The organism is Methylosinus sp. is20ea (assembly GCF_059718135.1).
On the sequence record NZ_AP046088.1, the window covers coordinates 1,186,805 to 1,210,537 of the forward strand.

Genomic DNA, 23,733 nt, shown 5'->3' on the forward strand with positions numbered 1-23,733 from the left:
CCCTGAACACAAGAAGCAAACGCCGCCGAGGAAACGCGATCATGGGCATTCAGACGCCGAACGGCTTCAATCTCGACAATTCCGGCAAGCGCATCGTCGTCGATCCGGTCACGCGCATCGAGGGTCATCTGCGCGTCGAGGTCAATGTCGACAAGAACAATGTGATCCGCAACGCGGTCTCGACCGGCACCATGTGGCGCGGCATCGAGGTCATTCTCAAAGGCCGCGATCCGCGCGACGCTTGGGCCTTCACACAGCGCATCTGCGGCGTCTGCACCGGCACGCATGCGCTCACCTCGGTGCGCGCGGTGGAGAACGCGCTCGGCATCAACATTCCCGAGAACGCCAACTCCATCCGCAATATGATGCAGCTGGCGCTGCAGGTGCACGATCATCTCGTGCATTTCTATCATCTGCATGCGCTCGATTGGGTCGATGTGGTCTCGGCGCTCTCCGCCGATCCCAAGGCGACCTCGGCGCTGGCGCAGTCCATCTCCGATTGGCCGCTCTCCTCGCCCGGCTATTTCAAGGATCTGCAAATTCGTCTGAGGAAATTCGTCGAATCGGGACAGCTCGGCCCGTTCAAGAACGGCTATTGGGGCCATGCCGCTTATAAGCTGCCGCCCGAGGCCAATCTGATGGCGGTCGCGCATTATCTCGAGGCGCTCGATTTCCAGAAGGAGATCGTGAAGGTCCAGACGATCTTCGGCGGCAAGAATCCGCATCCCAACTGGCTCGTCGGCGGCGTGCCCTGCGCCATCAATGTCGACGGCAATGGCGCGGTCGGCGCGATCAATATGGAGCGCCTCAACGACGTCACCTCGATCATTCAGCAGTCGATCGAATTCGTCGAGAAGGTCTATGTGCCGGATGTGCTGGCGATCGGCTCCTTCTACAAGGACTGGCTCTATGGCGGCGGCCTCTCGGGCAAGAATGTCATGGCCTATGGCGATATTCCCGAGCACGCCAACGACTTTTCCCCCGGCAATCTCGGCCTGCCGCGCGGCGTGATCCTCAACGGCAATCTGAAAGAGATTTTCCCCGTCGATCACACCGATCCGGAGCAGATCCAGGAGTTCGTCACCCATTCCTGGTACAAATATCCGGACGAATCCAAAGGGCTGCATCCCTGGGACGGCATCACCGAGCCCAATTACAAGCTCGGCCCGGCCGCCAAGGGCACGCCGACCAATATTCAGGAGCTGGACGAAGCCGGCAAATATTCCTGGATCAAGGCGCCGCGCTGGCGCGGCAACGCCGTCGAGGTGGGGCCGCTGGCGCGCTATATCGTCGGCTACGCCCAGGGCAAGGCGGAGTTCAAGGAGCCGACCGACGAGTTCCTGAGGAAGCTCGGCGTGCCGGTGACGGCGCTGTTCTCGACGCTCGGCCGCACGGCGGCGCGCGCGCTGGAAGCGCAATGGGCCGTGCGCAAGATGGAGCATTTCCAGAACAAGCTGATCGCCAACATCAAGGCCGGCGATTCCTCCACCGCCAATATCGACAAATGGAACCCGCAGGCCTGGCCGAAGGAGGCCAAGGGCTTCGGCTTCACCGAGGCGCCGCGCGGCGCGCTCGCCCATTGGATCAAGGTGAAGGACGGCAAGATCGAGAATTACCAGTGCGTCGTGCCGACCACATGGAACGGCAGCCCGCGCGATCCCAAGGGCAATATCGGCGCCTTCGAGGCCTCGCTGATGGACACGCCGCTCGCCGATCCACAGAAGCCGCTCGAGATTCTGCGCACGATCCATTCCTTCGACCCCTGCCTCGCCTGCTCGACTCATGTGATGAGCGAGGACGGGCAGGAGATGACACAAGTCACGGTTCGCTGAGGAGGCGAGGTCATGACCGAGGCGACGCAAATCCATGGCGTGCTCGACGCTCACGGCGAAAAAGCCGCCGAGCTGCAGAGCGTCTATGTCTATGAGGCGCCGGTGCGGCTCTGGCACTGGATCAATGCGGCGGCGATCGTCGTGCTGGCGACGACGGGCTATTTCATCGCCTCGCCATTGCCTTCGACGCCCGGCGAAGCGAGCTCGCAATTCCTGATGGGCTATATTCGCTTCGCCCATTTCTCGGCCGGCTATGTGCTCACCGTGGCGCTGCTGCTGCGCATCTATTGGGCCTTTGTCGGCAATGAGCACGCCAAGCAGATTTTCTATCTGCCGGTGTGGGACCGCCAATGGCTATCGGGCGTGCTCTATGAGGCGGGCTGGTATTCCTTCCTGGTGAAGCAGCCGAAGAAATACATCGGCCATAATCCGCTCGGCCATCTGGTGATGCATCTCTTCATGCTCAACCTGGCCTTTCTGGTGGTGACGGGCTTCGCGCTCTACTCCGAGGGCGCCGGCCGCGACAGCTGGCAATACAAGCTGTTCGGCTGGGTGTTCGCGATCTGGCCGAACAGCCAGGATGTCCACACTTGGCATCATCTCGCCATGTGGGGCGTCGTGCTCTTCGTCATCATCCACATCTACACTGCCGTCCGCGAGGACATCGTCTCCCGCCAGAGCCTCATCTCCTCGATGATCTCCGGCGAGCGCGTGTTCCGCGACGAAGCCGACAAGTGACGCCATTGCGTGGCGGCGACGCGGCTCGACGCCGCTTCGCCGCTATGGCGGTGAGAAGTGACTGAGGAGACGCGATGCGCACTCTCATTCTCGGCATAGGCAATATTCTCTGGGCCGATGAAGGCTTCGGCGTGCGCGCGGTGGAGGAGTTCCATGCGCGCTATGAGACGAGCGGCGACGTCACCATCCTCGACGGCGGCACACAGGGGCTCTATCTGGTGCAATTCGTCGAGGCCTGCGACCAGCTCCTCGTCTTCGACGCCATCGATTACGGGCTCGAGCCCGCGACCTTGCGCATCGTGCGCGACGCAGAAGTGCCGCGCTTCATGGGCGCGAAGAAGATGAGCCTGCATCAGACCGGCTTCCAGGAGGTGCTCTCCGCGGCCGATCTGCTCGGCCGCTATCCCTCGCGCCTCGCGCTGATCGGCTGCCAGCCGCAGGACCTCGAGGACTGGGGCGGCCCGCTGACGGCGCCGGTCGCCGCCGCGATCGAGCCGGCGCTGGCCGCGGCGGTCGAAACGCTCGTAGAATGGGGCGTCGAGCTCCGCCCGCGAGCCGGAAGCGCGGAGACGCCCCCGCGTCTGCTGGCGCATGACCTCGACCAAAATGCTTATGAGAGGCGCCTCGGCGCCGCCGATGAGGAGACGAGACCATGAAAGCAATCCGATTCGCGGCCTTGGCCGCCGCCTGGCTGCTTCCGGCGACGGCGATGGCGCATCCCGGCCTGCATCCGGACGATCTCGCCTATGACATCGTCCACGCCTTCACCGAGCCGGACCATCTCCTGACCATGGCCATGTCGCTGGCCTGGGGCGCGATGGTCGTCGCCACCGCCTATTGGTTCAAGCCTTGGCGCATGTCGTCTTGGCGCATGTCGTCTCGGCGCACGTCGTCTCGGCGCGCATCGTCTCGGCGTTGAGGGGCCGCGACCCATGTGCATCGGCTTTCCCATGATGGTGATCGAAGGCGACGCCTTCGGAGCGCTGTGCGAGCGACGGGGCGAGCGACGTCCCGTGTCCATGGCGCTCGTCGGCGCGCAGCCCGCCGGGACGAAAGTGCTGGTGCATATCGACTCGGCCGTCCGCGTCCTGGACCCGCTCGAGGCCGCGCAGATCGATGACGCGCTCGACGCGGTGGAAAAAGCCCTCGCCGGCGAGAATGTCGATCACCTCTTCGCCGATCTCCTCGACCGCGAGCCACAGCTGCCGGAATTTCTGAGAAAATAGACAGTCGCTGGAAAGCTCCGCCGCAAAATGGAAAGTAACTTTCCGGCCCGTCCGCGCCGATGCGCTGACTGCATCTGGAAACCTTCTTTCGACTCAGTCGTCTAGCTTGGCGCCAGCGGCGCGCCGCCCATGGCATGCCGATTGCGGCCTCTAGCGAAAACAAAACAAAAAGGGAGGATCGGATGTCCGGGTCGTTGCAGCTGGCGCTGAGCGAGAAGACCGGCGTCGCTCTGCTGGACGAGACCAATATCGACGCCTTTCTCGCGCCGTCGCAAGGACGAGCCGCGCATACGCTGCTCTTCTTCGGCGGCGATCCGCAGCAGCGCAGCGAGACCCATGATGTGGCGATCATCTTTCCACAGTTGATCGAAGCCTTCGCCGGAAGGCTGCGCGGCGCTATTGTCGCGCCCGCCGCCGAGAAGGCGCTGGAGGCGCGCTTCAGCGTCTGCGTCTATCCGAGCCTCGTCGTCACCTATGGGCGCGACACGCTCGGCGTGCTGCCGAAAGTCTATGACTGGGCGGAATATCGTTCGCGGATCGACGCGCTGCTGCAATTGCAGACGCCGCCCGCGAAGGAGCCGCGCGTGCGCATCACCTTCACGGCAGGGGAAACGAGTTCTCGCACGGAAGGGGAAACGAGCTCATGAAAGCCGGATTCTGGATCTCGCCGGAAGGCTCCGACGATGCGATGACGGTGATGCCGATCGGCTATGACGCCGAGGCGGAGGCCAAGCGCAGCGTCATCGCCTTTCTGGCGACGGCGAGCGGCGAGCAGTCCGTCGCCGAATGCCCACGTACGGCCGCGCTGCTGCCGCAGCTCGCCGACGCCCTCCAGGCGCAGCGCGCCGACGCGCCCGGCGTTCTGTTCGACATCACCGATTACGAGGAGAAAGAGCGCGCATTGCTCGCCCAGGTCCTCGGCGCGGGCGAGGTGAGCGGCGTCGCCGCCCTTCCCGACGGCGTCACCGCGCAGATTCAAGAGGCCTCCATGGCGGGCCTGTGGCGCGTGCGCTTCGGCGACGCCGAAGGACGGCTCACGGCCGACTATATCGAGATCGCCGCCATCCCCCATGTCGTCGAACGCGCCGCCGCCATCACCGCGGAGCGGATCGCGATCGGCGCGGAGCCCGAAGGCGCGATGAATGTCATGCCCATGCTCGCCGAGATCGACGCGCGCATGCGCGGGCACGCGCCCGGCGATCCCTCGCATGTCATCAATTTCTCGCTGCTGCCCGTGTCGGAGATCGACATGGAGCATTTGCAGCAGACGCTGGGCAATGGCCCGGTGCAGCTGATCTCGCGCGGCTATGGCTCCGCCAAGATCACCGCGACCGGCGCGCGCAATGTGTGGTCGGTGCAATTCTTCAACGCCATGGGCACGATCATCCTCGACACTCTGGAGATCGGCGACACGCCCGCCGCGGCCTGCGCCGCCGATGAGGACTTCCACGATTCGGCCGAGCGTCTGCGCGAGATTCACGAGGCCTATTTCACATGAGCGACGAAGCCCCTCCCGACATCGCGCCCGACGCCCGCATGGAATGCGGCGTCTGCTGGCGCGTCTATGACCCGGCCGAGGGCGATCCCGTCTGGCAGGTGCCGCCCGGCGTCGCCTTCGCCGATCTTCCCGCCGACTGGCGCTGCCCCGAATGCGACGCGCCACGCGAGAAATTCTTGAGGTGCGACACTTGAGCGACGCCGCTGCGAGAGGCGAGACGCTCGCGGATTTCTATCGCCGCGTCCATGAGACGACGATGCGCGATTCCGGCGTCTGCAATGAGGCGCTCGAGGTGGAGGCGATCGGCTTTCGCGACTTCGGCCCTTATGCGCTCGGCGTGATGGTCACGCCCTGGTTCGCCAATCTCGTCGTCACCGCGCCGCGCGAGGACGCAGAAGCGCCCTTTCCCGATCCCGCGACGCTGAAGCTGCGCTTTCCCGCCGGCGACGTCGATTTCAATGTGAGCGAGATCGCCGGCTTCGGGCGAATCGCCGCTTGCTCCTTGTTCTCGCCCATGGATGATTTCGCCGATCACGAGGCGGCGCAGACCGCGGCGCGAGCGGCGCTCGACGCTCTGCTCGATCCGGCGCTGAACGAGGCGCCCAAGCGCGAGCCGGAGCCCGCGAGCGCGCTCGATCGGCGCGCGCTGTTCGGAGGCCGGCGTCACGCCGACGACGAGGCCGCGCCATGAATGTCCAGACCGATCTCGGAGGGCTCGGGCCGGGCGCGATCTCCATCATCGCCGAGCTCGCCGACGATCGCGTCTGCTCGGTGCGCGTGCGATCGAGCCGGCCCATGCGTCTCACGCGCTTATTCCTGGGCCGCCCGGCCGCCGAAATTCCGCCGCTCGCCGGACGTCTCTTCTCCTTGTGCGGACTCTCGCATGCTTTCGCGGCCTCCTGCGCCCTCGCCGCGGCGCGCGGAACGAAGCCCGACGCCGCGCCGCTAAATCTCGTCGCGCTCGATTGCGAGCGCCTCGCCGAGACATTGCGGGCGCTGGCGACCATGGCGGAAGACGCGGTTCCGCCCGCGGCCTTGCGGGAGATTCTGGCGCTGACGCGCGAGCTCGCCGCCGGAGGCTCCGCCGACCGCCGCGGGCTCGTCGCGCGGCTGCGCGCCGAGACGGCGACGCTCGGACTGCCGCGCGATCCGGCGAGCGCCGCCCCCGCGGCCACGCCCTTCGGCGGATTGTGGCGAGAGCTGGAGCGCGGCCCCGTCATCGCCGCGACCGCGCCCGACGCGCTGCGTCCGCAGGACGACGCCTCCGTGCTCGAAGGGATTAGAGCGCAAGGGGAAAGCTTCGCCGCCGCGCCGAGCATCGCCGGCCGGGCGCCGGAAACAGGCGCCTTCGCGCGCCATTGGCGCGAGACCGAATTGTCGCGCGGCGCGCTCTGCGCGCGCTTTCGCGCCCGCATGATCGATCTCGCGCAATTGTTGGAGCGGCTCGAATCGGGCCGCGCGGAAGATATGTCCCGCAGCGCCGCTATCGCCGCGCGCGAAGCCTATTGCGCCGTCGAAACATCGCGCGGAGACCTATATCATTGGGCGCGGCTCACCCCGGACGACAGGATCGAAGACTATGCGATCGTTGCGCCGACCGAATGGAATTTTCATCCCGCCGGCCCTTTCGTCGCCGCTCTGCTCGGCGCGCGGATACCGCGCGCGGGAGCGGCGAAGACGATCACGAGGCTCGCCGGCCTGTTCGACCCCTGCGTCGCCTTTCGCATCGAGGTCCGGGAGGCCGCCCATGCATGAGATGGCGCTGACCGAGAGCATCATCGAGATTATCGAGGAAGAGAGCCGCAAGCAGGGTTTTTCCCGCGTGCGCGTGGTGCGGCTCGAGATCGGCGCGCTGAGCCATGTGGAGCCGGAGGCGATCCGCTTCTGCTTCGAGGCGGTGGCGCGAGGCGGAATCGTCGAAGGCGCGCGACTCGACATTTTGCGGATTCCCGGCGAAGGCTGGTGCCTCGATTGCGCGAAGACGGTCGCCGTCGAAGAAAGATTTGGTCCTTGCCCGGAATGCGGCCGATATCACGTCCAGGTCACGGGTGGCGAGGATATGCGGGTGCAGGAATTGGAGGTCGACTAATGTGCACGGTCTGCGGCTGCGGAACTTCCAGCATCGAAGGAAAACCAGAGCACAACCACGATCATGCGCATGGCCACGCTCACGACCACGGTCATGACCACGATCACCACCATGATCACGATCATCATCATGATCACCCACATCCGCACGATCACGACCATTCTCACGCGCATGATTCTCACGCGCATGATCACCGCCATGACCATGCGCATGACGATCACGGCCATCGTCACGATTATGGCTCCGGTCCCGCGGGCGTGCATGTGCCTGGCCTCAGCCAGGAGCGCATCGTTCGCATAGAGCGCGACATTCTCTCCAAGAACAACGATCACGCCCGCGAGAATCGGGTGCGGTTCGCGCAATCGGGCGTGTTCGCGCTCAACTTCGTCTCGAGCCCCGGCTCGGGTAAAACGCAGCTGCTCGTGCGCGCCATCTCGGATCTGAAGGATCGTTTCCCGATCTCCGTCATCGAAGGCGATCAGCAGACGTCGAACGACGCCGAGCGCATTCGCGCGACCGGCGTTCCGGCCTTGCAAATCAACACCGGCAAGGGCTGCCATCTCGACGCGCATATGGTCTCGCATGCGCTGACCGAGCTGCCGGTGGCGCCCTCCTCGCTGCTCTTCATCGAGAATGTCGGCAATCTCGTCTGCCCGGCCGCCTTCGATCTCGGCGAGGCGCATAAGGTCGTCGTGCTCTCGGTGACGGAGGGCGAGGACAAGCCGCTCAAATATCCGGAAATGTTCGCCGCCTCCGATCTGATGCTGCTGAACAAATCCGATCTGCTGCCGCATGTGGAGTTCGACGTCGGGCGCTGCCTCGCCAATGCGCTGAAGGTCAATCCAGACCTGCAGACATTGGTCGTCTCGGCGCGCACCGGCGATGGCATGGCGGCCTTCTATGCCTGGATCGAGGCGCGCGCCGCGCGGCTGGCGTCGAGACACGCGCAGACCGCCGCGGCCAAGTGAGGAGAGCAGACGCATGCCGTCGAGCGAGGCGACGAGGCTGAGGCTGCGCGTGACCGGCGCCGTGCAGGGCGTCGGCTTCCGGCCTTTCGTGCATTCGCTCGCGGATCGCTATGCGCTCGGCGGCTTCGTGCGCAATGATTCGCAAGGCGTGCTGATGGAAGTGGAAGGCGCGCGCGTCGAGGATTTCGTCGCGGCGCTGCGGCGCGAACCGCCGCCGCTCGCGCGCATCGACAGTCTCGAATGCGAGACCATAGCGCTGCGGCGCGACGCGACATTCTCGATCGAGCCGAGCCGCGACGGCCGCACGCGAACGCGCATCACGCCCGACGCCGCCGTCTGCGACGATTGCCTCGAGGATCTCTTCGATCCGCGGAGTCGGTTTTATCTCTATCCTTTCGTCAATTGCACGCATTGCGGGCCGCGCTACACGCTGACGCGGCGCCTGCCCTATGATCGCGCGCAGACCTCCATGGCGCCTTTCGCAATGTGCGGGGATTGCGCGCGCGACTATGCCGATCCGACGAACCGGCGCTTTCACGCGCAGCCGATCGCCTGCCCGAAATGCGGGCCGCGACTCATCCGTTTGTGGCCGGAAGAGGCGAGCCTGAAGGCTCGCGGTCCAGACGCCGCAATGGACCGCGAGCCTTCAGGCTCGCATCACGCCGCCATCGTCCAGGAGATCGTCACAGCGATCCAGAGCGGCCGCATTGTCGCGCTCAAAGGAATCGGCGGCTTTCATCTTCTCTGCGACGCGCGCAACGAGACGGCCGTCGCGGAGCTGCGCCGCCGCAAGGGCCGCGACGCCAAGCCTTTCGCCGTGATGGTCGCCGATGCGGCCTCCGCGATGCGCGCCGGCCAGTTCGGCGCAGAAGAGCTGCGCCTGCTGCGATCGATCGCGCGGCCGATCGTCGTCGTGGAAAAGCGCGACGATTTCGCGCCCTCGGTCGCGCCCGGCCTGTCGCGCATCGGCCTGCTGCTGCCCTATGCGCCGCTGCATCACCTTCTCTTCCATGTCGCCGCCGGCGCGGACGCGCGGGATCTCGCGCTCGTCGCGACCAGCGCCAATCCGAGCGGCGAGCCGCTGATCGTCGACGACGCGCTGGCATGCGAGAAGCTCGCCTCCATCGCCGATCTCATCATCGGCCATGATCGCGCCATCGTCGCCCGCGCCGACGACAGCGTGATGTCCATCATCGCCGGCGCGCCCGCCTTTCTGCGTCGCGCGCGCGGCTTCGTGCCGGAGCCGATCGCGCTCGCGGAAGACGGGCCTGACACTCTGGCGCTCGGCGCGCATCTCAAAACCACCATCACCGTCACGCGCGGACGCGAAGCCTTCGTCTCGACCCATATCGGCTCGCTCGACGATCGCGCGACCATCGATTTCTATCGCGAGACCATCGCGCGCATGCTCGATGTTCTCGAGGTGAAGCCGCAGATCGTCGCCTGCGATCTTCATCCCGATCTCGCCTCGACGCGCTATGCGGAGGAGACGGGGCTTCCGATCCTGCGCGTGCAACATCATGCCGCCCATATCGCCGCTATCACCGCCGAGCATGGACTCGTCGGCCCGATCCTCGGCGCAGCGCTCGACGGCTATGGCTATGGCGACGACGGCGGCGCCTGGGGCGGCGAGCTGATGCTGCTGGACGCAGGCCATTGGCGCCGGCTCGGCCATCTCGCGCCTCTGCCGCTGCCCGGCGGCGACCGCGCCGCGCGCGAGCCCTGGCGCATGGGCGTCGCCGCGCTGGCCGCGCAGGATCGCTGCGGAGACGTCTTCGATCGATTTCCCGGCGTCGAGCTCGCCGGCAAGGTCGCCATGCTGGCGAGCGCGCCCAATGTCGCGCGAACGACGAGTCTCGGCCGCATGTTCGACGCCGCCGCGGCGCTGCTCGGCCTGCGACGGGATCAGCAATATGAGGGGCAGGCGGCGATGGAGCTCGAGGCTCTGTGCGCGAGCCCGCGCGCGCTCGCCAATGGCTACACGAGCGAGGCTGGCGTTCTCGACTTGACGAAGCTCTTCGCCGCGCTGCTGAAGCGCGGCCTTTCCGCAACGCAAGGCTCCGAGCTGTTTCACGGAACGCTGATCGAAGCGCTCGCGCAATGGATCGGCGACGCCGCGCGCGCACGAAACGAGAGCCGCGTCGCGCTCGGCGGCGGCTGCATGATGAACAGAATTCTCGCCGAAGGCCTCGTCGCGCGCCTCGGCGAATTGGGGATCGAAGCGCTGCTCGCGCGCAAGGCGCCGACGAATGACGGCGGACTCTCGCTGGGACAAGCCCATATCGCGCGACAGAGAAAGGCCTGAAGCTCATGTGTCTCGCCATACCCGCCCGCGTGGAGGAGCTGCTGCCCGATCAAATGGCGCGTGTCAGCGTCGATGGCGTCGGCAAGATCGTTTCGATAGCGCTGGTCGACGATCTGACGATCGGCGATTATGTCGTGCTGCATGTCGGCTATGCGCTCGCCAAGATCGACGAGGACGAGGCGATGGCGACGCTCGCTCTGCTGCGCGAGGCCGCCGAGCTCGGAGCTGCGCCATGAAGCATGTCGACGAATATCGCGACGGCGAGCTCGCCCGCGCCATCGCGCGGCGGATAAAGGAAGAGACGCAGGGCGATCGCCAATATCGCTTGATGGAGTTCTGCGGCGGCCATACGCATGCGATCTCGCGCTATGGCATAGAAGATCTGCTGCCACAGAATATCCGCCTCATTCATGGCCCGGGCTGCCCCGTCTGCGTGCTGCCGATGGGGCGCATAGACGACGCCATCCGCCTCGCCGCGCGCAAAGAGGTCACGCTCTGCACCTATGCCGATCTGATGCGCGTGCCGGCCTCCGGCGGCTCCAGCCTGATGAAGGCCAAAGCCGACGGCGCCGATATTCGCATGGTCTATTCGACGCTCGACGCCATCGCCATCGCCGAGAAGGAGCCGGAGCGGCAAGTCGTCTTCTTCGCCATCGGCTTCGAGACCACGACGCCGCCGACCGCGCTCGCCATTCGCCTCGCGCAGAAGAAGCGCCTCGCCAACTTCTCCATCTTCTGCAATCACGTGCTGACGCCCGCGGCGATGCAGGCCATTCTCGACACGAAGGATGGCGTCGAGATCGAGGGTTTCGTCGGCCCGGCGCATGTCTCGACCGTCATCGGCTCGGCGCCCTATCGGCGTTTTGCGACCGACTATCGCAAGCCGGTCGTCATCGCCGGCTTCGAGCCGCTCGATGTGCTCCAGGCTATTTTGATGCTGGTGCGGCAGATCGACGAGGGTCGCTGCGAGATCGAGAATCAATATCGCCGCGCCGTGACGGAGACTGGAAACGCCAAGGCGATCGACGAGATGGCGGAGATTTTCGAGCTGCGTGAGTCTTTCGAATGGCGCGGCCTCGGCGAGATTCCGCAGAGCGCGCTAAAGCTGCGCGAAGCTTACGCCGAGTTCGACGCCGAAAAGCGTTTTTCGATGGTGACGCAACCGGCGCGCGACAATCCGGCCTGCGAATGCGGCGCGATATTGCGCGGCCAGAAACGTCCGCAGGACTGCAAACTATTCGGCGTCGCCTGCACGCCGGAGACGCCGATGGGCTCCTGCATGGTGTCTTCGGAAGGCTCTTGCGCAGCCTATTGGGCTTATGGAAGATTCCGGCAATATGAAACCCGGCGAAGCGAAGCGCGGATAGCGTCATGAACAAGCACGAGCCCCTCGGCCGCAAGCTCGATCTCCGCAATGGCCGCGTCGAGCTCTCGCATGGCTCGGGCGGCCGCGCCATGGCGCGGCTCATCGGAGAGATTTTTCATGCGGCCTTCGACAATGCATGGCTCTCCGCCGGCAATGACCAGGCGATCTTCGACATTCCGGCCGGGCGCATGGCGATGACGACGGACGGTTATGTCGTCTCGCCGCTGTTTTTCCCCGGCGGCGACATAGGCAAGCTCGCCGTGCATGGCACGATCAACGATATCGCCATGGCGGGCGCGCGGCCGCTGCATATGTCGGCGAGCTTCATCATCGAGGAAGGCTTTCCGCTCGCCGAGCTGAAGCGAATCGCGCAGAGCATGGGCGAGGCGTCGCGCGCGGCGGGCGTCGCCATCGTCACCGGCGACACCAAAGTGGTCGAGCGCGGCAAAGCCGATGGCGTCTTCATCTCGACGACCTGCGTCGGCATTGTTCCGGCGGGGCTCGAGCTCTCCGGCGACAAGGCGCGGCCGGGCGATGTCGTGCTGCTCTCGGGCTCCATCGGCGATCATGGCGTCGCGGTGATGTCGAAGCGCGAGAATCTCTCCTTCGAGACGCAGGTGCTGTCCGACACGGCCGCGCTGCACGAGCTCGTCGCGTCGATGGTGGAGACGGCCGGCGCCGCCATTCGCCTGATGCGCGATCCGACACGCGGCGGCGTCGCGGCGACGCTCAACGAGATCGCGCATCAGTCGCGCGTCGGCGTGCGCATAGAGGAGAGGGCCATTCCCGTGGCGCCGCAGGTCGCCGCCGCCTGCGAATTGCTGGGGCTCGATCCGCTGCATGTCGCCAATGAGGGCAAGCTGCTCGCCATTGTCGCGCGCGAGGCCGCGGATGCGCTGCTCGCGGCGATGCGCGCGCATCCGCTGGGCGCGCAGGCGGCGCGCATCGGCGAGATCGTCGCCGATGAGCATTGTTTCGTGCAGATGACGACCGCTTTCGGCGGCGGACGCGTCATCGACTGGCTCTCCGGCGAGCAATTGCCCCGCATCTGCTGAGTGAGGCGTCGAGATGAACAAGCGCGAGGACCGCAGCGAAATGGAGGGCGAGGCGACGCCGATCGCCAGCGGAGCGACAGTGCTGATCGTCGACGACGAGAAGCGCTCGCTCGAATCGCTGCGCCGCGTGCTCGGCGGCGAGTTTCAGATCGTCTGCGCGAGCAACGCCGCCGAGGCGGAGGCGGTGCTCGCCGGCGATCTCGTTCAGGTCATTCTCTGCGACCAGCGCATGCCGGGCGAGAGCGGCGTCGAATTTTTGACGCGCGTGCGCGAGAATTGGCCGGAGCCTGTGCGCATGATCATCTCCGGCTATACGGATGCGGAAGACATTATCGCCGGCGTCAACGAAGCCGGCATTTTCCAATATGTGACCAAGCCCTGGGACCCGGACCGGCTCGTGCAATCGGTGCGCGCGGCGGCGCAGCTCTACGCTTGCCAGAAGGAGGGCGGCGCGGCCCCGCCGCTCGAGGCCAAGCCCTCGAACGAACGGCTGCAGCGTCTCGCCAGCGACAGGCGACGCGCGGAGCGGAGCATGTTCGAGTTCGGCCGCATCGTCCATGCGCCGGAGAGCCCGATGCGCGCGGCGATCGCGCTCGCCCGCCGCGCGGCGGAATATGATATTTCCGTGCTGATCACCGGCGCATCCGGCACCGGCAAGGAGCTGCTCGCGCGCGCCATTCATCATGGCTCGGCGCGCGGCGAGAAGACTTTCGTCGTCGAAAATTGCGGCGCGCTGCCGGACGAATTGCTCGAGAGCGAATTGTTCGGCTGCAAGAAGGGCGCATTCACCGGCGCCTATCAGGATCGCGTCGGCCTGTTCGAGGTCGCCGATGGCGGCTCGATCTTTCTGGACGAGATCGGCGACACCTCTCCCTCCTTTCAAGTGAAGCTGCTGCGCGTGCTGCAGGAGGGCGAGATTCGTCCGCTCGGCGCGCAACGGCCGCGGCGCGTCGACGTTCGCGTCATCGCCGCCACCAATCGCAACATCGTCGCCGATGTGGAGGCGGGGCGTTTTCGCCGCGACCTCTATTATCGCCTCGCCACATTTCCGATCCATCTGCCGACGCTCGGCGAGCGGCGCTGCGACATCGCCATCATAGCGGCGCGCATACTCGTCAGCGTGAACCAGACCTTCAATCGCCGCGTGCCCGGCTTCGAGCCGGAGACGCTGCGGCTGATGGAGCGCTATGCTTGGCCCGGAAACGTGCGCGAGTTGCACAATGAGATCCAGCGCATGGTGGTGCTGAGCGACGGCGACGCCAATCTTCCGCCCGGGCTCTTGTCGGCGGCGATCGCGGATCACGGCCGCATTGCGACGACGCCCGAGGAGCAGCAGGGCCGCTTCACGCTCAAGGAGCGCGTCGAGATGCTGGAATGCGCGCTGATCAAGGAATCGCTCGAGCGCAATGGACGCAATATCAGCCATGTCGCCGACGAGCTCGGTCTGTCGCGCGTCGGATTGCGCAGCAAGATCGCCCGCTATGACATCTCGCGCGTCGTCGATGACGAAAGCTGACGTCAAATCCTACGCCAAGCATGGCGATCTCATCGCGCTGGTCGCCGGCAAGGAGGAGATCGCGCTGTCGGAGGGCGGCGAGTCGGTCTGGCTCGAGGTCATCAAGAAGATGGACGAGGTCTATGCGGACCTCATCGGCTATGAGGCCGATCTCGAGCGCAAGAACGGCGAGCTCGAGGCCGCGCGCAATTTCATTCAGAGCGTCATCGCTTCCGTCTCCGACGTGCTGGTCGTCTGCGACGAGCGCGGCGCGATATTGCAGGTCAATCCCGCTTTCGAGGAGCTCGCCGGCCGTGGCGAGGCCGAGCTGAAAGGCGCTTCCGTCGCCGCGCTCTTCGTCGAGGAGGACGTAGCGCGCGCCGCCGCCATCGTCGCCGGTCAGGCGCGCGATCCGACCAGCGCCGAATTGCGCTTTCGCACCCGCAACGGCCCTTCCGATCTGATGGCGATCAATTGCTCGCCTCTGTTCGACTCGGACGGACGGCGCGCCGGCGCCGTTTTCACCGGCCGGCCGATCGGCGAATTGCGCCGCGCCTATGAGGCGCTGCATCGCGCCCATGTCGATCTGCAGCAGGCGCAATCGCGCCTCGTCGAGCAGGAGAAGATGGCGAGCCTCGGCCGGCTCGTCGCCGGCGTCGCGCATGAGCTCAATAATCCGATCAGCTTCGTCTATGGCAATATTCATACGCTCGACCGCTATCGCAAGGCGATCGCCGCCTATCTCGAGGCGATCCATGCGGGCGCGAGCGCGAAGGAGCGTGAGAAGCTGCGCCGTGCGAGCGGCATAGACGCCATTCTCGCCGACCTCGAGCCGCTGATCGACGGCACGCTGGAAGGCGCTGTGCGCATCAGCGAGATCGTCAAGAATTTGCGCCGCCTCTCCTTCAGCACAAAGGCGCCGCGCGAGGCGGTTTCATTGTCGAAAGTGGTGGAGACCGCCGCGCAATGGGCCTCGCGTAGCAAGAAGGCCAAAGCGCGCATCGTCGCCGATCTCGAGCCCGAGCTCTACGCCTCCGGCCAGAGTGGACAGATTCATTCGGTGCTGGTCAATCTCATCGACAATGCGCTCGACGCCGTGCGCGAGGCGAAGCAGCCGATCGTCTCCATCACCGCGCGTGGCGAAGGCGATTGCGCGATCGTGATCGTCGAGGACAATGGCAAAGGCGTGCCGGAGGCGCTGCGCAGCCGTATCTTCGAGCCCTTCTTCACCACCAAGGCGGTCGGCGAAGGCACGGGGCTCGGATTATGGATCAGCTATTCGATCGCCCATGAGCATGGCGGCTCGATCGAATACGACACGCCGCCCGAAGGCGGCGCACGTTTCACGCTGCGGCTGCCGCGCGCGGCGGAAGCCGAGACGCGCGACCTGCGAACCTGAAGACCCGCGGCCCGAAGGGGGGCGGAGGGCCGCGAGTCTTCGGCTCGCATTTGTCGTCGCCTCACGAGGCGACGACGCGAATCGTCTTCTTGGCGCGAGCGTCATGCTCGTCATCGAAATCGACAGCGCTCGCTTCACGCATCTTCGAATGGTCGGCGGCGAGCACCAGATAAACCGCCGGCAGCACGAACAGCGTGAACAACGTGCCGATCGAGAGGCCCGAGGCGATGACGAGGCCCATATTGTAACGCGAGGCCGCGCCTGCGCCGCTCGCCGTGATCAGCGGCACGACGCCGAGCACCATCGCCGCCGTCGTCATCAGGATCGGGCGAAGGCGAATCGAGGTCGCCTCGAGAATCGCCTCATATTTCGTCTTGCCGAGGTGCTGCTGCTCATTGGCGAATTCGACGATGAGAATGCCATGCTTGCTGATGAGGCCCATCAGCGTCACCAGACCCACTTGCGTGTAGATGTTGATGCTCGCGCCGCCGAAGCCCAACATGATGAAGACGAGCGCGCCGGCGATCGACATGGGCACGGAGACGAGAATGATGAGCGGATCGCGGAAGCTCTCGAATTGCGCCGAGAGCGCCAGGAAGATGATGATCAGCGCGAAGCCGAAGGTCGTCGCGAATCCGCTCGACTCCTGCACGAACTGTCGCGACGCGCCGGCGTAGTCGATCGTGTAGGACGGCGGCAGCGTCTGCGCGGCGACCTCCTTCAATGTCTCCAGCGCCTCGCCGGCGATGACGCCCGGCGCAGCCACTCCGGAGATGGTGAAGGAGTTGATCTGCTGGAAGTGATTGAGCGATTCCGGAACGACCTGGGTCTCGAACCTCGCCACCGTCGACAGCGGCACGGAAGAGCCGTCGGCAGTCTTGATGTAATAATTCAAGATCTGATCCGGATTGAGCCGGAACTGCTGCGCCATCTGCGGAATGACCTTGTACGAGCGCCCGTCCAAACCGAAATATTGCGTGTAGCCGCCGCTCAATCCCGTGGTGAGCGCGCCGCCGACGTCGACCATTCTGAGACCGAGCTGCGCCGTCTTCTCTCGATCGATGACGAGCGACATCTGCGGCTGGTCGATCTTCAGATCGGTGTCGAGAAACATGAACTTGCCCGTCGCCAGCGCCTTGGACAGGACGTCGCGGGAAATGCCGTTGATCTTCTCGAATGTGTCGGTGCTCTGCACCACGAATTGAATCGGCAGACCATTCGAGCCCGGCAGCGGCTGCGGCTGGAAGGTGACGAGACGCTGTCCCGGCACCGCCTGCGCGAGCTCCTGCTGGAGCGTCTGCTGAAGCTGCTCGGCGCTGATCTTGCGCTTGTCGGCCGCCGTGAGGACGACGCCGCCGAAGATAAGGCCGGGCGTGACGATCTGGAAGGAGCTCGTCATCTCCGGATGCTTGGCGAAGGTCTTATACACCTGATCGCCATAGTAGAGCTTCTGTTGCAGCGTGGCGTTGGGCGCGGAGGTCGATTGCGCGAAGACGACGCCCTGATCCTCATTGGGCGCGAGCTCGTTCTTCGAATTGGAATAGAGCCAATAGATGCTCACCAGCACGAGGACGCCGAAAGTGAGCGTCACCGGCACGAAATGCAGGGAGCGCTCCAACAAATGGTGATAGCGATCCTTGACCCATTCCATCTTGGCGTCGATGAATTCGACGATTTTCGTCTCCAACGTCTCATGGCCGGGCTGCGGCGCTTTCAACACCAGCGCGCAGCTCACCGGCGACAGCGTCAGCGCGATGACGGCGGAGACCGTCACGGCTCCCGCCAGAGTGAAGGCGAATTCGACGAAGAGCGCGCCGGTGAGACCGCCCTGAAAGCCGATCGGCACATAGACGGCGATCAGCACGATGGTCATGGCGATGATCGGCCCGGCGAGCTCGCGCGCCGCCTGCAGAGCGGCGTCGAATGGCTTCAGGCCTTCGGCGAGATGGCGATTGACGTTCTCGACGACGATGATGGCGTCGTCGACGACGAGGCCGATCGCCAGCACGAGCGCCAGCAGCGTCAGCAGATTGATCGAGAAGCCGAGCGCCAGCAGAATGGTGAATGTGCCGATGAGCGACAGCGGAATCGCGACGATCGGAATCACCACCGAGCGCCAAGAGCCGAGGAACATGAACACGACGCCGGTGACGATGAGAATCGCCTCGATCAGCGTGTGGATCACCTCGTCGATCGAGCTGTTCACGAAATCGGTCGTGTCATAGACGATGTCGCTGTTCAGCCCCTGCGGCAGTGATTTCAGAATGTCCGGATAGGCCTCCTTGACGCCTTTGACGACGTCGAGGAGATTGGCGTTGGGCGCGACGAGTATGCCGATATAGACGGCCTTCTTGCCGTTGAACGCCACCGAGGATTCGTAATCCTCGGAGCCGAGCGTCACATTGGCGACGTCGCGCAGCTTCACATTGGCGCCGTTCACCTGCTTGACGACGAGATTGCGGAACTCCTCGAGCGAGTGCATCGAGGTCGCCGCGGTGAGCGTCACCTGCACCATCTCGCCCTTCGTCGAGCCGAGACCCGCGATATAGTCATTGCCCTGCAGCGCGGCGCTGAGCTCGCTCGCGGTGAGGCCATAGGCGGCGAGCTTGACCGGATCGAGCCATGCCCTCAGGGCGAAAGTCTTGCCGCCGATGAGCTCGGCCGTCTGCACGCCGGGCACGGATTGCAGGCGCGGCTGCACGACGCGGATCAGATAATCGGTGACCTGGCTCGACGTCAGAATATCGCTATTGAAGCCGATATACATGGCGTCGGTCGTCTGGCCGATCTTCACCGTGATGATCGGCCGCTGCACGGCGTTGGGCAGCTGATTGAGCACCGAGTCGATCTTGGTGCTGATCTCGGTCAGCGCCTTGCCGGAATCATAGTTGAGCCGCAGATTGGCGGTGATCGTGCTCGTGCCGACCTGGCTCGTCGAGGAGAGATAGTCGATGCCATTCGCCTGCGCGATGGCGTTCTCCAGCGGCGTGGTGACGAAGCCGGCGACGGTCGCCGGATCGGCGCCGAAGTAGGAGGTCGTCACCGTGACCACGGCGTTCTGCGTGCGCGGATATTGCAGCGTCGGCAGAGTGAAGAGCGAGCGCAGGCCCAGCACCAGGATCAAGAGGCTCACCACCGAGGCGAGCACCGGGCGACGCACGAAAATGTCGGTGAAACGCATTGTCGAGGTCTCCGTTCACTGATCCACGGGCTTGGGATTGGCGTCGACCGGCGGCTGCGGCGTGTCGGAAATATTCAGCGGCGCGCCGTTTCTGAGCTTCACTTGTCCGGCGGTGACGACGCTCGCGCCTTCCGCGACGCCTTCCAGCACTGCGACCTCGTCGCCGCGCGTCGCGCCGAGGCGCACGAAAGTCTGCTGCGCGACGAGGCCGGAGCCCGCCGGCGCGCCCTTGCCGCCTTCCGCTCCGCTCTTCTGCACGAGAAACACGGAATTGCCGAAAGGCGCATAGACGATCGCGGTCTGCGGCAGAGTGATCAGGCGCTCGGGCTTTCCGGTCACTATGTCGATCGCGGCGAACATGCCCGGCTTGAGCTTGCGGTCGGCGTTGGCGAGGCTGGCGCGCACCTGCACATTACGGCTCGCCTGATCGACCTTGGAGTTGATCGCGACGATCTTGCCGGTGAAGGGCTGTCCGGCGAAGGCGTCGACGCTCGCGCCGATCGACTGGCCGACCTCTATGCCGTTCAGCGCCTGCTGCGGCAGAGTGAAATCGAGATAGATCGGATCGAGCGCCTGCAGCGTCACGATGACGGCGCCGGCCCCGATATATTGGCCGAGATCGACGGCGCGAATGCCGAGACGCCCGGTGAAGGGCGCGCGCAATGTCTTCTGCGCGATGACCGCCTCCTGCTGCGCGACTTCCGCCTCCGCGCTCTTGAGATTGGCGAGATCGGTGTCGACGGTCGCCTGGCTCGCGGCGTGAATCTTCAATTGCGCCTGATCGCGGCGCAGATTTATGCCGGCGAGCTCGGCGGCCGCCTTTTGCGAGGCGAGCTTGGCGAGATCGGTGTCCTTGCGCAATTCGAGCAGGAGCTGGCCTTCCGTCACTTCCTGGCCGGATTGGAAGTGAATCTTCTCGACAATGCCCGACGCCTCGAGCGCGAGATCGGCGCCGTTGACGGCGCGGAACGTGCCCACGGCGGTGAGCTTCGGCCGCCATTCCTGATAGGCCGCCGTCGTCGCCGACACGGTCTGCGGCGGATTGGCCAGGGAGGCGAGGAAGCCCTTGATCATCACATTGCGGAAGGCGTTGAAGCCATAGAGTCCGCCAAAGACGAGAGCGACGATCGCGAGCATGATCGCCATCGGCTTCGCCAATGGTCCAAAACGATCCTGCAGCAAAGTTCTAGCGACCATCTCGAGCGTCCTCCGCCTGGGCTCTGATCGCCGCGGCGATCGGCGATGTAGCGATTATATCTGTGGGCTTGGCCTGCGAGGCCGGCGTCTCGTCGATGCGGTTCCACCAGCCGCCGCCGAGCGATTGCAGCAGCGCCGCCGTATCGGCGAAGCGCGCCGCCTGCGCCTTCACGCGGGCGAGACGGGCATTGAGCAGAGTCTGCTCGGCGTTGAGCACGATCGAATAGGTCGTCGAGCCGGCGCGATATTGCGCGCGGGCGATCTCGAGGCTCTCGGCCGCCGCCTTCTCCGCCGCGACCTGCGCGCGCAAAGTGCCGGCGTCGAACTTCACCGCCTGCAGAGAGTCGGCGACATTCTGGAAGGCGGAGATGACCGTGGAGCGATATTGCGACGCCGCTTGCTCGAAGGCGGCGACCTTCGCCTCGCGCGTGTGGAACAGCGAGCCGGCGTCGAAGGCCTTGGCCGAGGCTTGCGCGGCGAGCGTGTAGACCAATGTCTGCGGCGAGAAGAGCGTCGTGAAATTCGTCGCCTGAGCGCCGCCTGTCGCGCTGAGCGAGAATTGCGGCAGCATATTCGCCGTCGCCACGCCGATCTCCGCGCTCGCCTGATGCAGCTGATTCTCGGAGGCGAGAATATCCGGCCGCTGGCGCACCAGCGTCGAGGGCAGGCTGACCGGCAATTCGCCGGGCAGGCGCAGGCCGGAGAGATCGACCGCCTCGCCTTTGTCGGCGTTGGGGAAACGGCCGAGATAGGCCATCAGCAGATTGCGCGTCTGCGCGCGCGCCTTCTCGAGCGGCGGCAACGTCGCCTGCGCCTGCGCCAGCTGCGCGCGCTCGGAGAGCACGTCGGCCTGGCTGACGGCGCCGAGCTCGAAGCGCTTTTCCAGGAGATCGAGCTGCTGGCGATAGGCGGCGATGAGATCGCGCGTCACCTTGATCTGCGAGGCGTAGGAGGCGTCGGTGATCGCCGCGGTGACGACATTGGCGGTCAGCGCCAGATAGGTCGCCTCGAGCTGGAAGCGCTTCTGCTCGGCGGCGGCCGTGTCGCTCTCCAAAGTGCGCCAGGACTTGCCGAAGACGTCCGGCGCGAAGGAGACCGAGACATTGGCGTTGTGCAGCCCGTAGACGAAGGTCGAGGCCGAGCTGGAGGAAGAGGACGACGACGAGCTCGAGGAGGCGAGACTGCCGTATTGCGCTGTCGTCACCTGCTGGCGCGTAAAGCTGTCGCCGAGCGTCGCCTGCGGCAGGAAGGTGGCCGAATCGGCTTCGATCATCTCGCGCGCCTGCCGCAGCGCCGCCTCGGCCGCCGATATGTCGGGATGATTCGCCACCGCCTCGGCGACCAGCGCCGATATCTGCTTGGAGCGGAACAGCTTCCACCATTCGCCGGGCACATCGCGGCCCTGGGCGAAACGCTGCGCGGAGCCGCCGGCGGCCGCCGCGGATAGGGTGGAGGCTCCGATCTTGCCATAGCCGGCCCCCGCCGGCCCCGGAGGCGGAACGAAATCCGGCCCGACCGCGCAAGCGGAAAGCCCCAATGCCGCAATTGTGGCGGCGGCGAGCGTGGCTGCGCCGCGCGCGGCGGTCCGCCCACGTCCCCGACAAGGCGCAGTTTTCGCTTGGAGGACGCGGCTTCGCGAAAATTTCGGCATGACCCTCTCGAAAACTGAACCGTTCAGTTTTAATATTAATGCAAGGGCCGAGTGTCAATGCTAAAACTGAACGGTTCAGTTTTTCCCGGGGATGGATTCGGGGCGCGAAGGCTGAGAACAAGACCCGCAGCGGGCGGAGGAACTAGGATGACGCGGGTGGACCGAACGATATGACCGAAGAAGTGGACACGCCGACGACGGAGCCGGCCGCGGACCATGTCCCGAACCGAAAGGAATGTCAGATCCTCTCGGCGGCGCGGACGCAATTTCTGGAGCAGGGCTTCGCTGAGACGTCCATGGACGCGATCGCGCGGGCGGCGGGTGTGTCGAAGGCGACGCTCTACGCCTATTTCCCGAGCAAAGAGACGCTGTTTCGCAATCTCATCGAGATCGAATGCAGCCAGAAATGCGCCGCCGTGCCCGCGCCCGATTTCGATCTCGGAGCCGAGCAGGCGCTGCGCGAGCTGTGCGCGCATTTCGTCGCGCGTTTCTTGACCAAGGAATGGTCCGCCTTTTTTCAAGCCGTTTCGAGCGAGCGTTGGCGCTACCCGGAGCTCTGCCACCTCTATTTCAACAGCGGTAAGAAGAATGTCCTCGACTTCGTCGCCGCCTCTCTCGACGAGGCGAAGGCGAGAGAGCTGCTCGCCTTCGACGACGCCCATATGGCGGCGGAGCAATTGCTGCATCTCACCGTCTCGGACCTGCCCATGCGCGTCGCGCTGGGATTGGAGTTGCGCAGCGAAGCCGAATATGAGCGGGTGATGGAGTCCGGCCTCGCGGTATTTTTGAAGGCCTATGGGACGGACGTCTGAGGCGGGGCGCAACGCCCCCTCCCCAACCCTCCCCCCCAACCCTCCCCCGCTTCGCGGGAGAGGGGGAAGATTCCTCGCGTCGTCGAGATTTCGCGCAAGGTTCGCCGCCCTCTCCCGCGATAGCGGGAGTGTGAGGGAGGGGACCTCCCACCGTCGCTAGAGTCTTTCGTTTTGACGCGTTTCCAACGCCGAACCGGCGTCCACTTCGGCTGGAAACGCTCTAATGCGCCGGGCCCATGGCGCGACGGCAGGCGCCTTCGCATTCCTTGCAGACTTCCGCGCAGATGCGGCAGTGCTCGTGATGCTTGGCGTGGCGGCGGCATTCTTTCTCGCAGGCGCGACACATATCGACGCAGGCCTGCAGAACGGCGCGCATCGCCGTCTCATCCGTCGCGCTGCGACGCGAGGCGATGGCGCCCGTCGCCAGGCATAGGTCCGCGCAATCCTGATCGAGCCTGATGCAGCGGCGGAGCTCGGCGACATTCTCCTCGCAGAGGCAGGCGTCGGCGCAAGCGGCGCAGGCCTGAGCGCAATCGAAACAGGCGGTGACGCATTCGACGAGCGCGGCGTCGGCGCGGCCGCGCGTCTGCGGATGGCTGGCGATTATGGCTTCGACATGCATGAGACGTCCTTCCGGATTTTGTTCAGGGCTTTGCGGCGCGCTCGGGCTTAGTGACGTGCTCGGGCTTGCCCTTGCGCTTCGTCGCGGCGAATTCTTCGAGCTGCTTCTCGGTCATCGATTCGAGCATCGAGCGCGAGGCTCCCTCGAGCGCGCTCTTTGGAATCTCGCCGCGCTTGGCCGCGAGCGCAGCGCCGGCGGCCATTTGCTGAGCCTTCGATTTCGCGGGCATCGCCTTCTCCCATCGTGATCTTCGACGGCGACGGATAACTCCGCACGCGCCGAGTCGTTCCGGCGGCCCG

General features: G+C 65.2%; 24 protein-coding genes. 19 read left to right on the forward strand and 5 right to left on the reverse strand.

Annotated elements, in window-relative coordinates:
- Nucleotides 1-41: 41 nt before the first annotated feature.
- From AC6IY7_RS05390 to AC6IY7_RS05475, 18 genes are all read left to right on the forward strand, one after another.
- A complete protein-coding gene (locus tag AC6IY7_RS05390) occupies nt 42-1,832 on the forward strand; it encodes a nickel-dependent hydrogenase large subunit (protein ID WP_497782048.1) in 1,791 nt (596 codons plus the stop codon).
- A 12-nt stretch (nt 1,833-1,844) separates the two neighbouring features.
- Nucleotides 1,845-2,570, forward strand: a complete 726-nt coding sequence (gene cybH, locus AC6IY7_RS05395) for a Ni/Fe-hydrogenase, b-type cytochrome subunit (protein WP_497782049.1) — start codon at nt 1,845-1,847, stop codon at nt 2,568-2,570.
- A 74-nt stretch (nt 2,571-2,644) separates the two neighbouring features.
- Nucleotides 2,645-3,226: a HyaD/HybD family hydrogenase maturation endopeptidase gene (locus tag AC6IY7_RS05400; protein ID WP_497782050.1), complete on the forward strand. Its 582-nt coding sequence runs from the start codon at nt 2,645-2,647 to the stop codon at nt 3,224-3,226.
- A complete protein-coding gene (locus AC6IY7_RS05405; RefSeq protein ID WP_497782051.1) occupies nt 3,223-3,489 on the forward strand; it encodes a hypothetical protein in 267 nt (88 codons plus the stop codon). The genes AC6IY7_RS05400 and AC6IY7_RS05405 overlap by 4 nt, the downstream gene beginning before the upstream one ends.
- 13 nt (nt 3,490-3,502) lie before the next feature.
- Nucleotides 3,503-3,796 (forward strand): HypC/HybG/HupF family hydrogenase formation chaperone, encoded by a 294-nt coding sequence (locus tag AC6IY7_RS05410; RefSeq protein WP_497782052.1) that lies wholly within the window; start codon nt 3,503-3,505, stop codon nt 3,794-3,796.
- Between the two features lie 182 nt (nt 3,797-3,978).
- Entirely contained in the window at nt 3,979-4,443 is a 465-nt protein-coding gene (locus AC6IY7_RS05415; protein WP_497782053.1) for a thioredoxin domain-containing protein, read from the forward strand.
- Nucleotides 4,440-5,294, forward strand: coding sequence for a hydrogenase expression/formation protein (locus tag AC6IY7_RS05420; RefSeq protein ID WP_497782054.1), 855 nt, complete (start codon nt 4,440-4,442; stop codon nt 5,292-5,294). The genes AC6IY7_RS05415 and AC6IY7_RS05420 overlap by 4 nt, the downstream gene beginning before the upstream one ends.
- Nucleotides 5,291-5,488 (forward strand): rubredoxin, encoded by a 198-nt coding sequence (locus tag AC6IY7_RS05425; RefSeq protein WP_497782055.1) that lies wholly within the window; start codon nt 5,291-5,293, stop codon nt 5,486-5,488. Before AC6IY7_RS05420 ends, AC6IY7_RS05425 begins: the two co-directional genes overlap by 4 nt.
- Nucleotides 5,476-5,985 carry a [NiFe]-hydrogenase assembly chaperone HybE gene (hybE, locus tag AC6IY7_RS05430; protein ID WP_497782056.1) on the forward strand — a complete coding sequence of 170 codons (510 nt, stop codon included), beginning with the start codon at nt 5,476-5,478 and terminating at the stop codon, nt 5,983-5,985. Before AC6IY7_RS05425 ends, hybE begins: the two co-directional genes overlap by 13 nt.
- Complete coding sequence (locus AC6IY7_RS05435) at nt 5,982-7,049, forward strand: nickel-dependent hydrogenase large subunit (protein ID WP_497782057.1); 1,068 nt, start codon at nt 5,982-5,984, stop codon at nt 7,047-7,049. Before hybE ends, AC6IY7_RS05435 begins: the two co-directional genes overlap by 4 nt.
- The gene (gene hypA / locus AC6IY7_RS05440) at nt 7,042-7,383 is read left to right on the forward strand and encodes a hydrogenase maturation nickel metallochaperone HypA (protein ID WP_497782058.1); all 342 of its coding nucleotides are present in this window, start codon (nt 7,042-7,044) and stop codon (nt 7,381-7,383) included. Before AC6IY7_RS05435 ends, hypA begins: the two co-directional genes overlap by 8 nt.
- Nucleotides 7,383-8,351, forward strand: coding sequence for a hydrogenase nickel incorporation protein HypB (gene hypB / locus AC6IY7_RS05445; RefSeq protein WP_497782059.1), 969 nt, complete (start codon nt 7,383-7,385; stop codon nt 8,349-8,351). Before hypA ends, hypB begins: the two co-directional genes overlap by 1 nt.
- Before the next feature lie 13 nt (nt 8,352-8,364).
- The gene (hypF, locus tag AC6IY7_RS05450) at nt 8,365-10,656 is read left to right on the forward strand and encodes a carbamoyltransferase HypF (protein WP_497782060.1); all 2,292 of its coding nucleotides are present in this window, start codon (nt 8,365-8,367) and stop codon (nt 10,654-10,656) included.
- Nucleotides 10,657-10,661: 5 nt separating this feature from the next.
- Complete coding sequence (locus tag AC6IY7_RS05455) at nt 10,662-10,892, forward strand: HypC/HybG/HupF family hydrogenase formation chaperone (protein WP_497782061.1); 231 nt, start codon at nt 10,662-10,664, stop codon at nt 10,890-10,892.
- Nucleotides 10,889-12,031: a hydrogenase formation protein HypD gene (gene hypD / locus AC6IY7_RS05460; RefSeq protein WP_497782062.1), complete on the forward strand. Its 1,143-nt coding sequence runs from the start codon at nt 10,889-10,891 to the stop codon at nt 12,029-12,031. Before AC6IY7_RS05455 ends, hypD begins: the two co-directional genes overlap by 4 nt.
- The gene (gene hypE / locus AC6IY7_RS05465; protein WP_497782063.1) at nt 12,028-13,077 is read left to right on the forward strand and encodes a hydrogenase expression/formation protein HypE; all 1,050 of its coding nucleotides are present in this window, start codon (nt 12,028-12,030) and stop codon (nt 13,075-13,077) included. The genes hypD and hypE overlap by 4 nt, the downstream gene beginning before the upstream one ends.
- A gap of 13 nt (nt 13,078-13,090) precedes the next feature.
- Complete coding sequence (locus AC6IY7_RS05470; protein WP_497782064.1) at nt 13,091-14,593, forward strand: sigma-54-dependent transcriptional regulator; 1,503 nt, start codon at nt 13,091-13,093, stop codon at nt 14,591-14,593.
- Nucleotides 14,580-15,971, forward strand: coding sequence for a sensor histidine kinase (locus AC6IY7_RS05475; protein WP_497782065.1), 1,392 nt, complete (start codon nt 14,580-14,582; stop codon nt 15,969-15,971). Before AC6IY7_RS05470 ends, AC6IY7_RS05475 begins: the two co-directional genes overlap by 14 nt.
- 61 nt (nt 15,972-16,032) lie before the next feature.
- On the opposite strand, the gene AC6IY7_RS05480 is transcribed toward AC6IY7_RS05475, so the two are convergent.
- Genes AC6IY7_RS05480 through AC6IY7_RS05490 form a run of 3 tightly spaced genes read right to left on the reverse strand, consistent with a single transcriptional unit; the run spans nt 16,033 to nt 22,000 of the window.
- Nucleotides 16,033-19,152 carry an efflux RND transporter permease subunit gene (locus AC6IY7_RS05480; protein WP_497782066.1) on the reverse strand — a complete coding sequence of 1,040 codons (3,120 nt, stop codon included), beginning with the start codon at nt 19,150-19,152 and terminating at the stop codon, nt 16,033-16,035.
- 15 nt (nt 19,153-19,167) lie between these two features.
- The gene (locus AC6IY7_RS05485) at nt 19,168-20,349 is read right to left on the reverse strand and encodes an efflux RND transporter periplasmic adaptor subunit (RefSeq protein ID WP_497782067.1); all 1,182 of its coding nucleotides are present in this window, start codon (nt 20,347-20,349) and stop codon (nt 19,168-19,170) included.
- On the reverse strand, nt 20,339-22,000 hold the full coding sequence (locus AC6IY7_RS05490) for an efflux transporter outer membrane subunit (RefSeq protein ID WP_497782068.1): 1,662 nt from the start codon (nt 21,998-22,000) through the stop codon (nt 20,339-20,341). The genes AC6IY7_RS05485 and AC6IY7_RS05490 overlap by 11 nt, the downstream gene beginning before the upstream one ends.
- Nucleotides 22,001-22,170: 170 nt before the next feature.
- Here AC6IY7_RS05490 and AC6IY7_RS05495 point away from each other — a divergent pair, with 170 nt between their 5' ends.
- A complete protein-coding gene (locus AC6IY7_RS05495) occupies nt 22,171-22,812 on the forward strand; it encodes a TetR/AcrR family transcriptional regulator (protein ID WP_497782069.1) in 642 nt (213 codons plus the stop codon).
- A gap of 220 nt (nt 22,813-23,032) precedes the next feature.
- Here the strand turns inward: AC6IY7_RS05495 and AC6IY7_RS05500 are convergent, their stop codons facing one another.
- Together AC6IY7_RS05500 and AC6IY7_RS05505 are read right to left on the reverse strand one after the other, a co-directional pair.
- Nucleotides 23,033-23,434 (reverse strand): four-helix bundle copper-binding protein, encoded by a 402-nt coding sequence (locus AC6IY7_RS05500; protein WP_497782070.1) that lies wholly within the window; start codon nt 23,432-23,434, stop codon nt 23,033-23,035.
- A gap of 22 nt (nt 23,435-23,456) precedes the next feature.
- On the reverse strand, nt 23,457-23,663 hold the full coding sequence (locus AC6IY7_RS05505) for a DUF3008 family protein (RefSeq protein ID WP_497782071.1): 207 nt from the start codon (nt 23,661-23,663) through the stop codon (nt 23,457-23,459).
- Between the last annotated feature and the right edge of the window lie 70 nt (nt 23,664-23,733).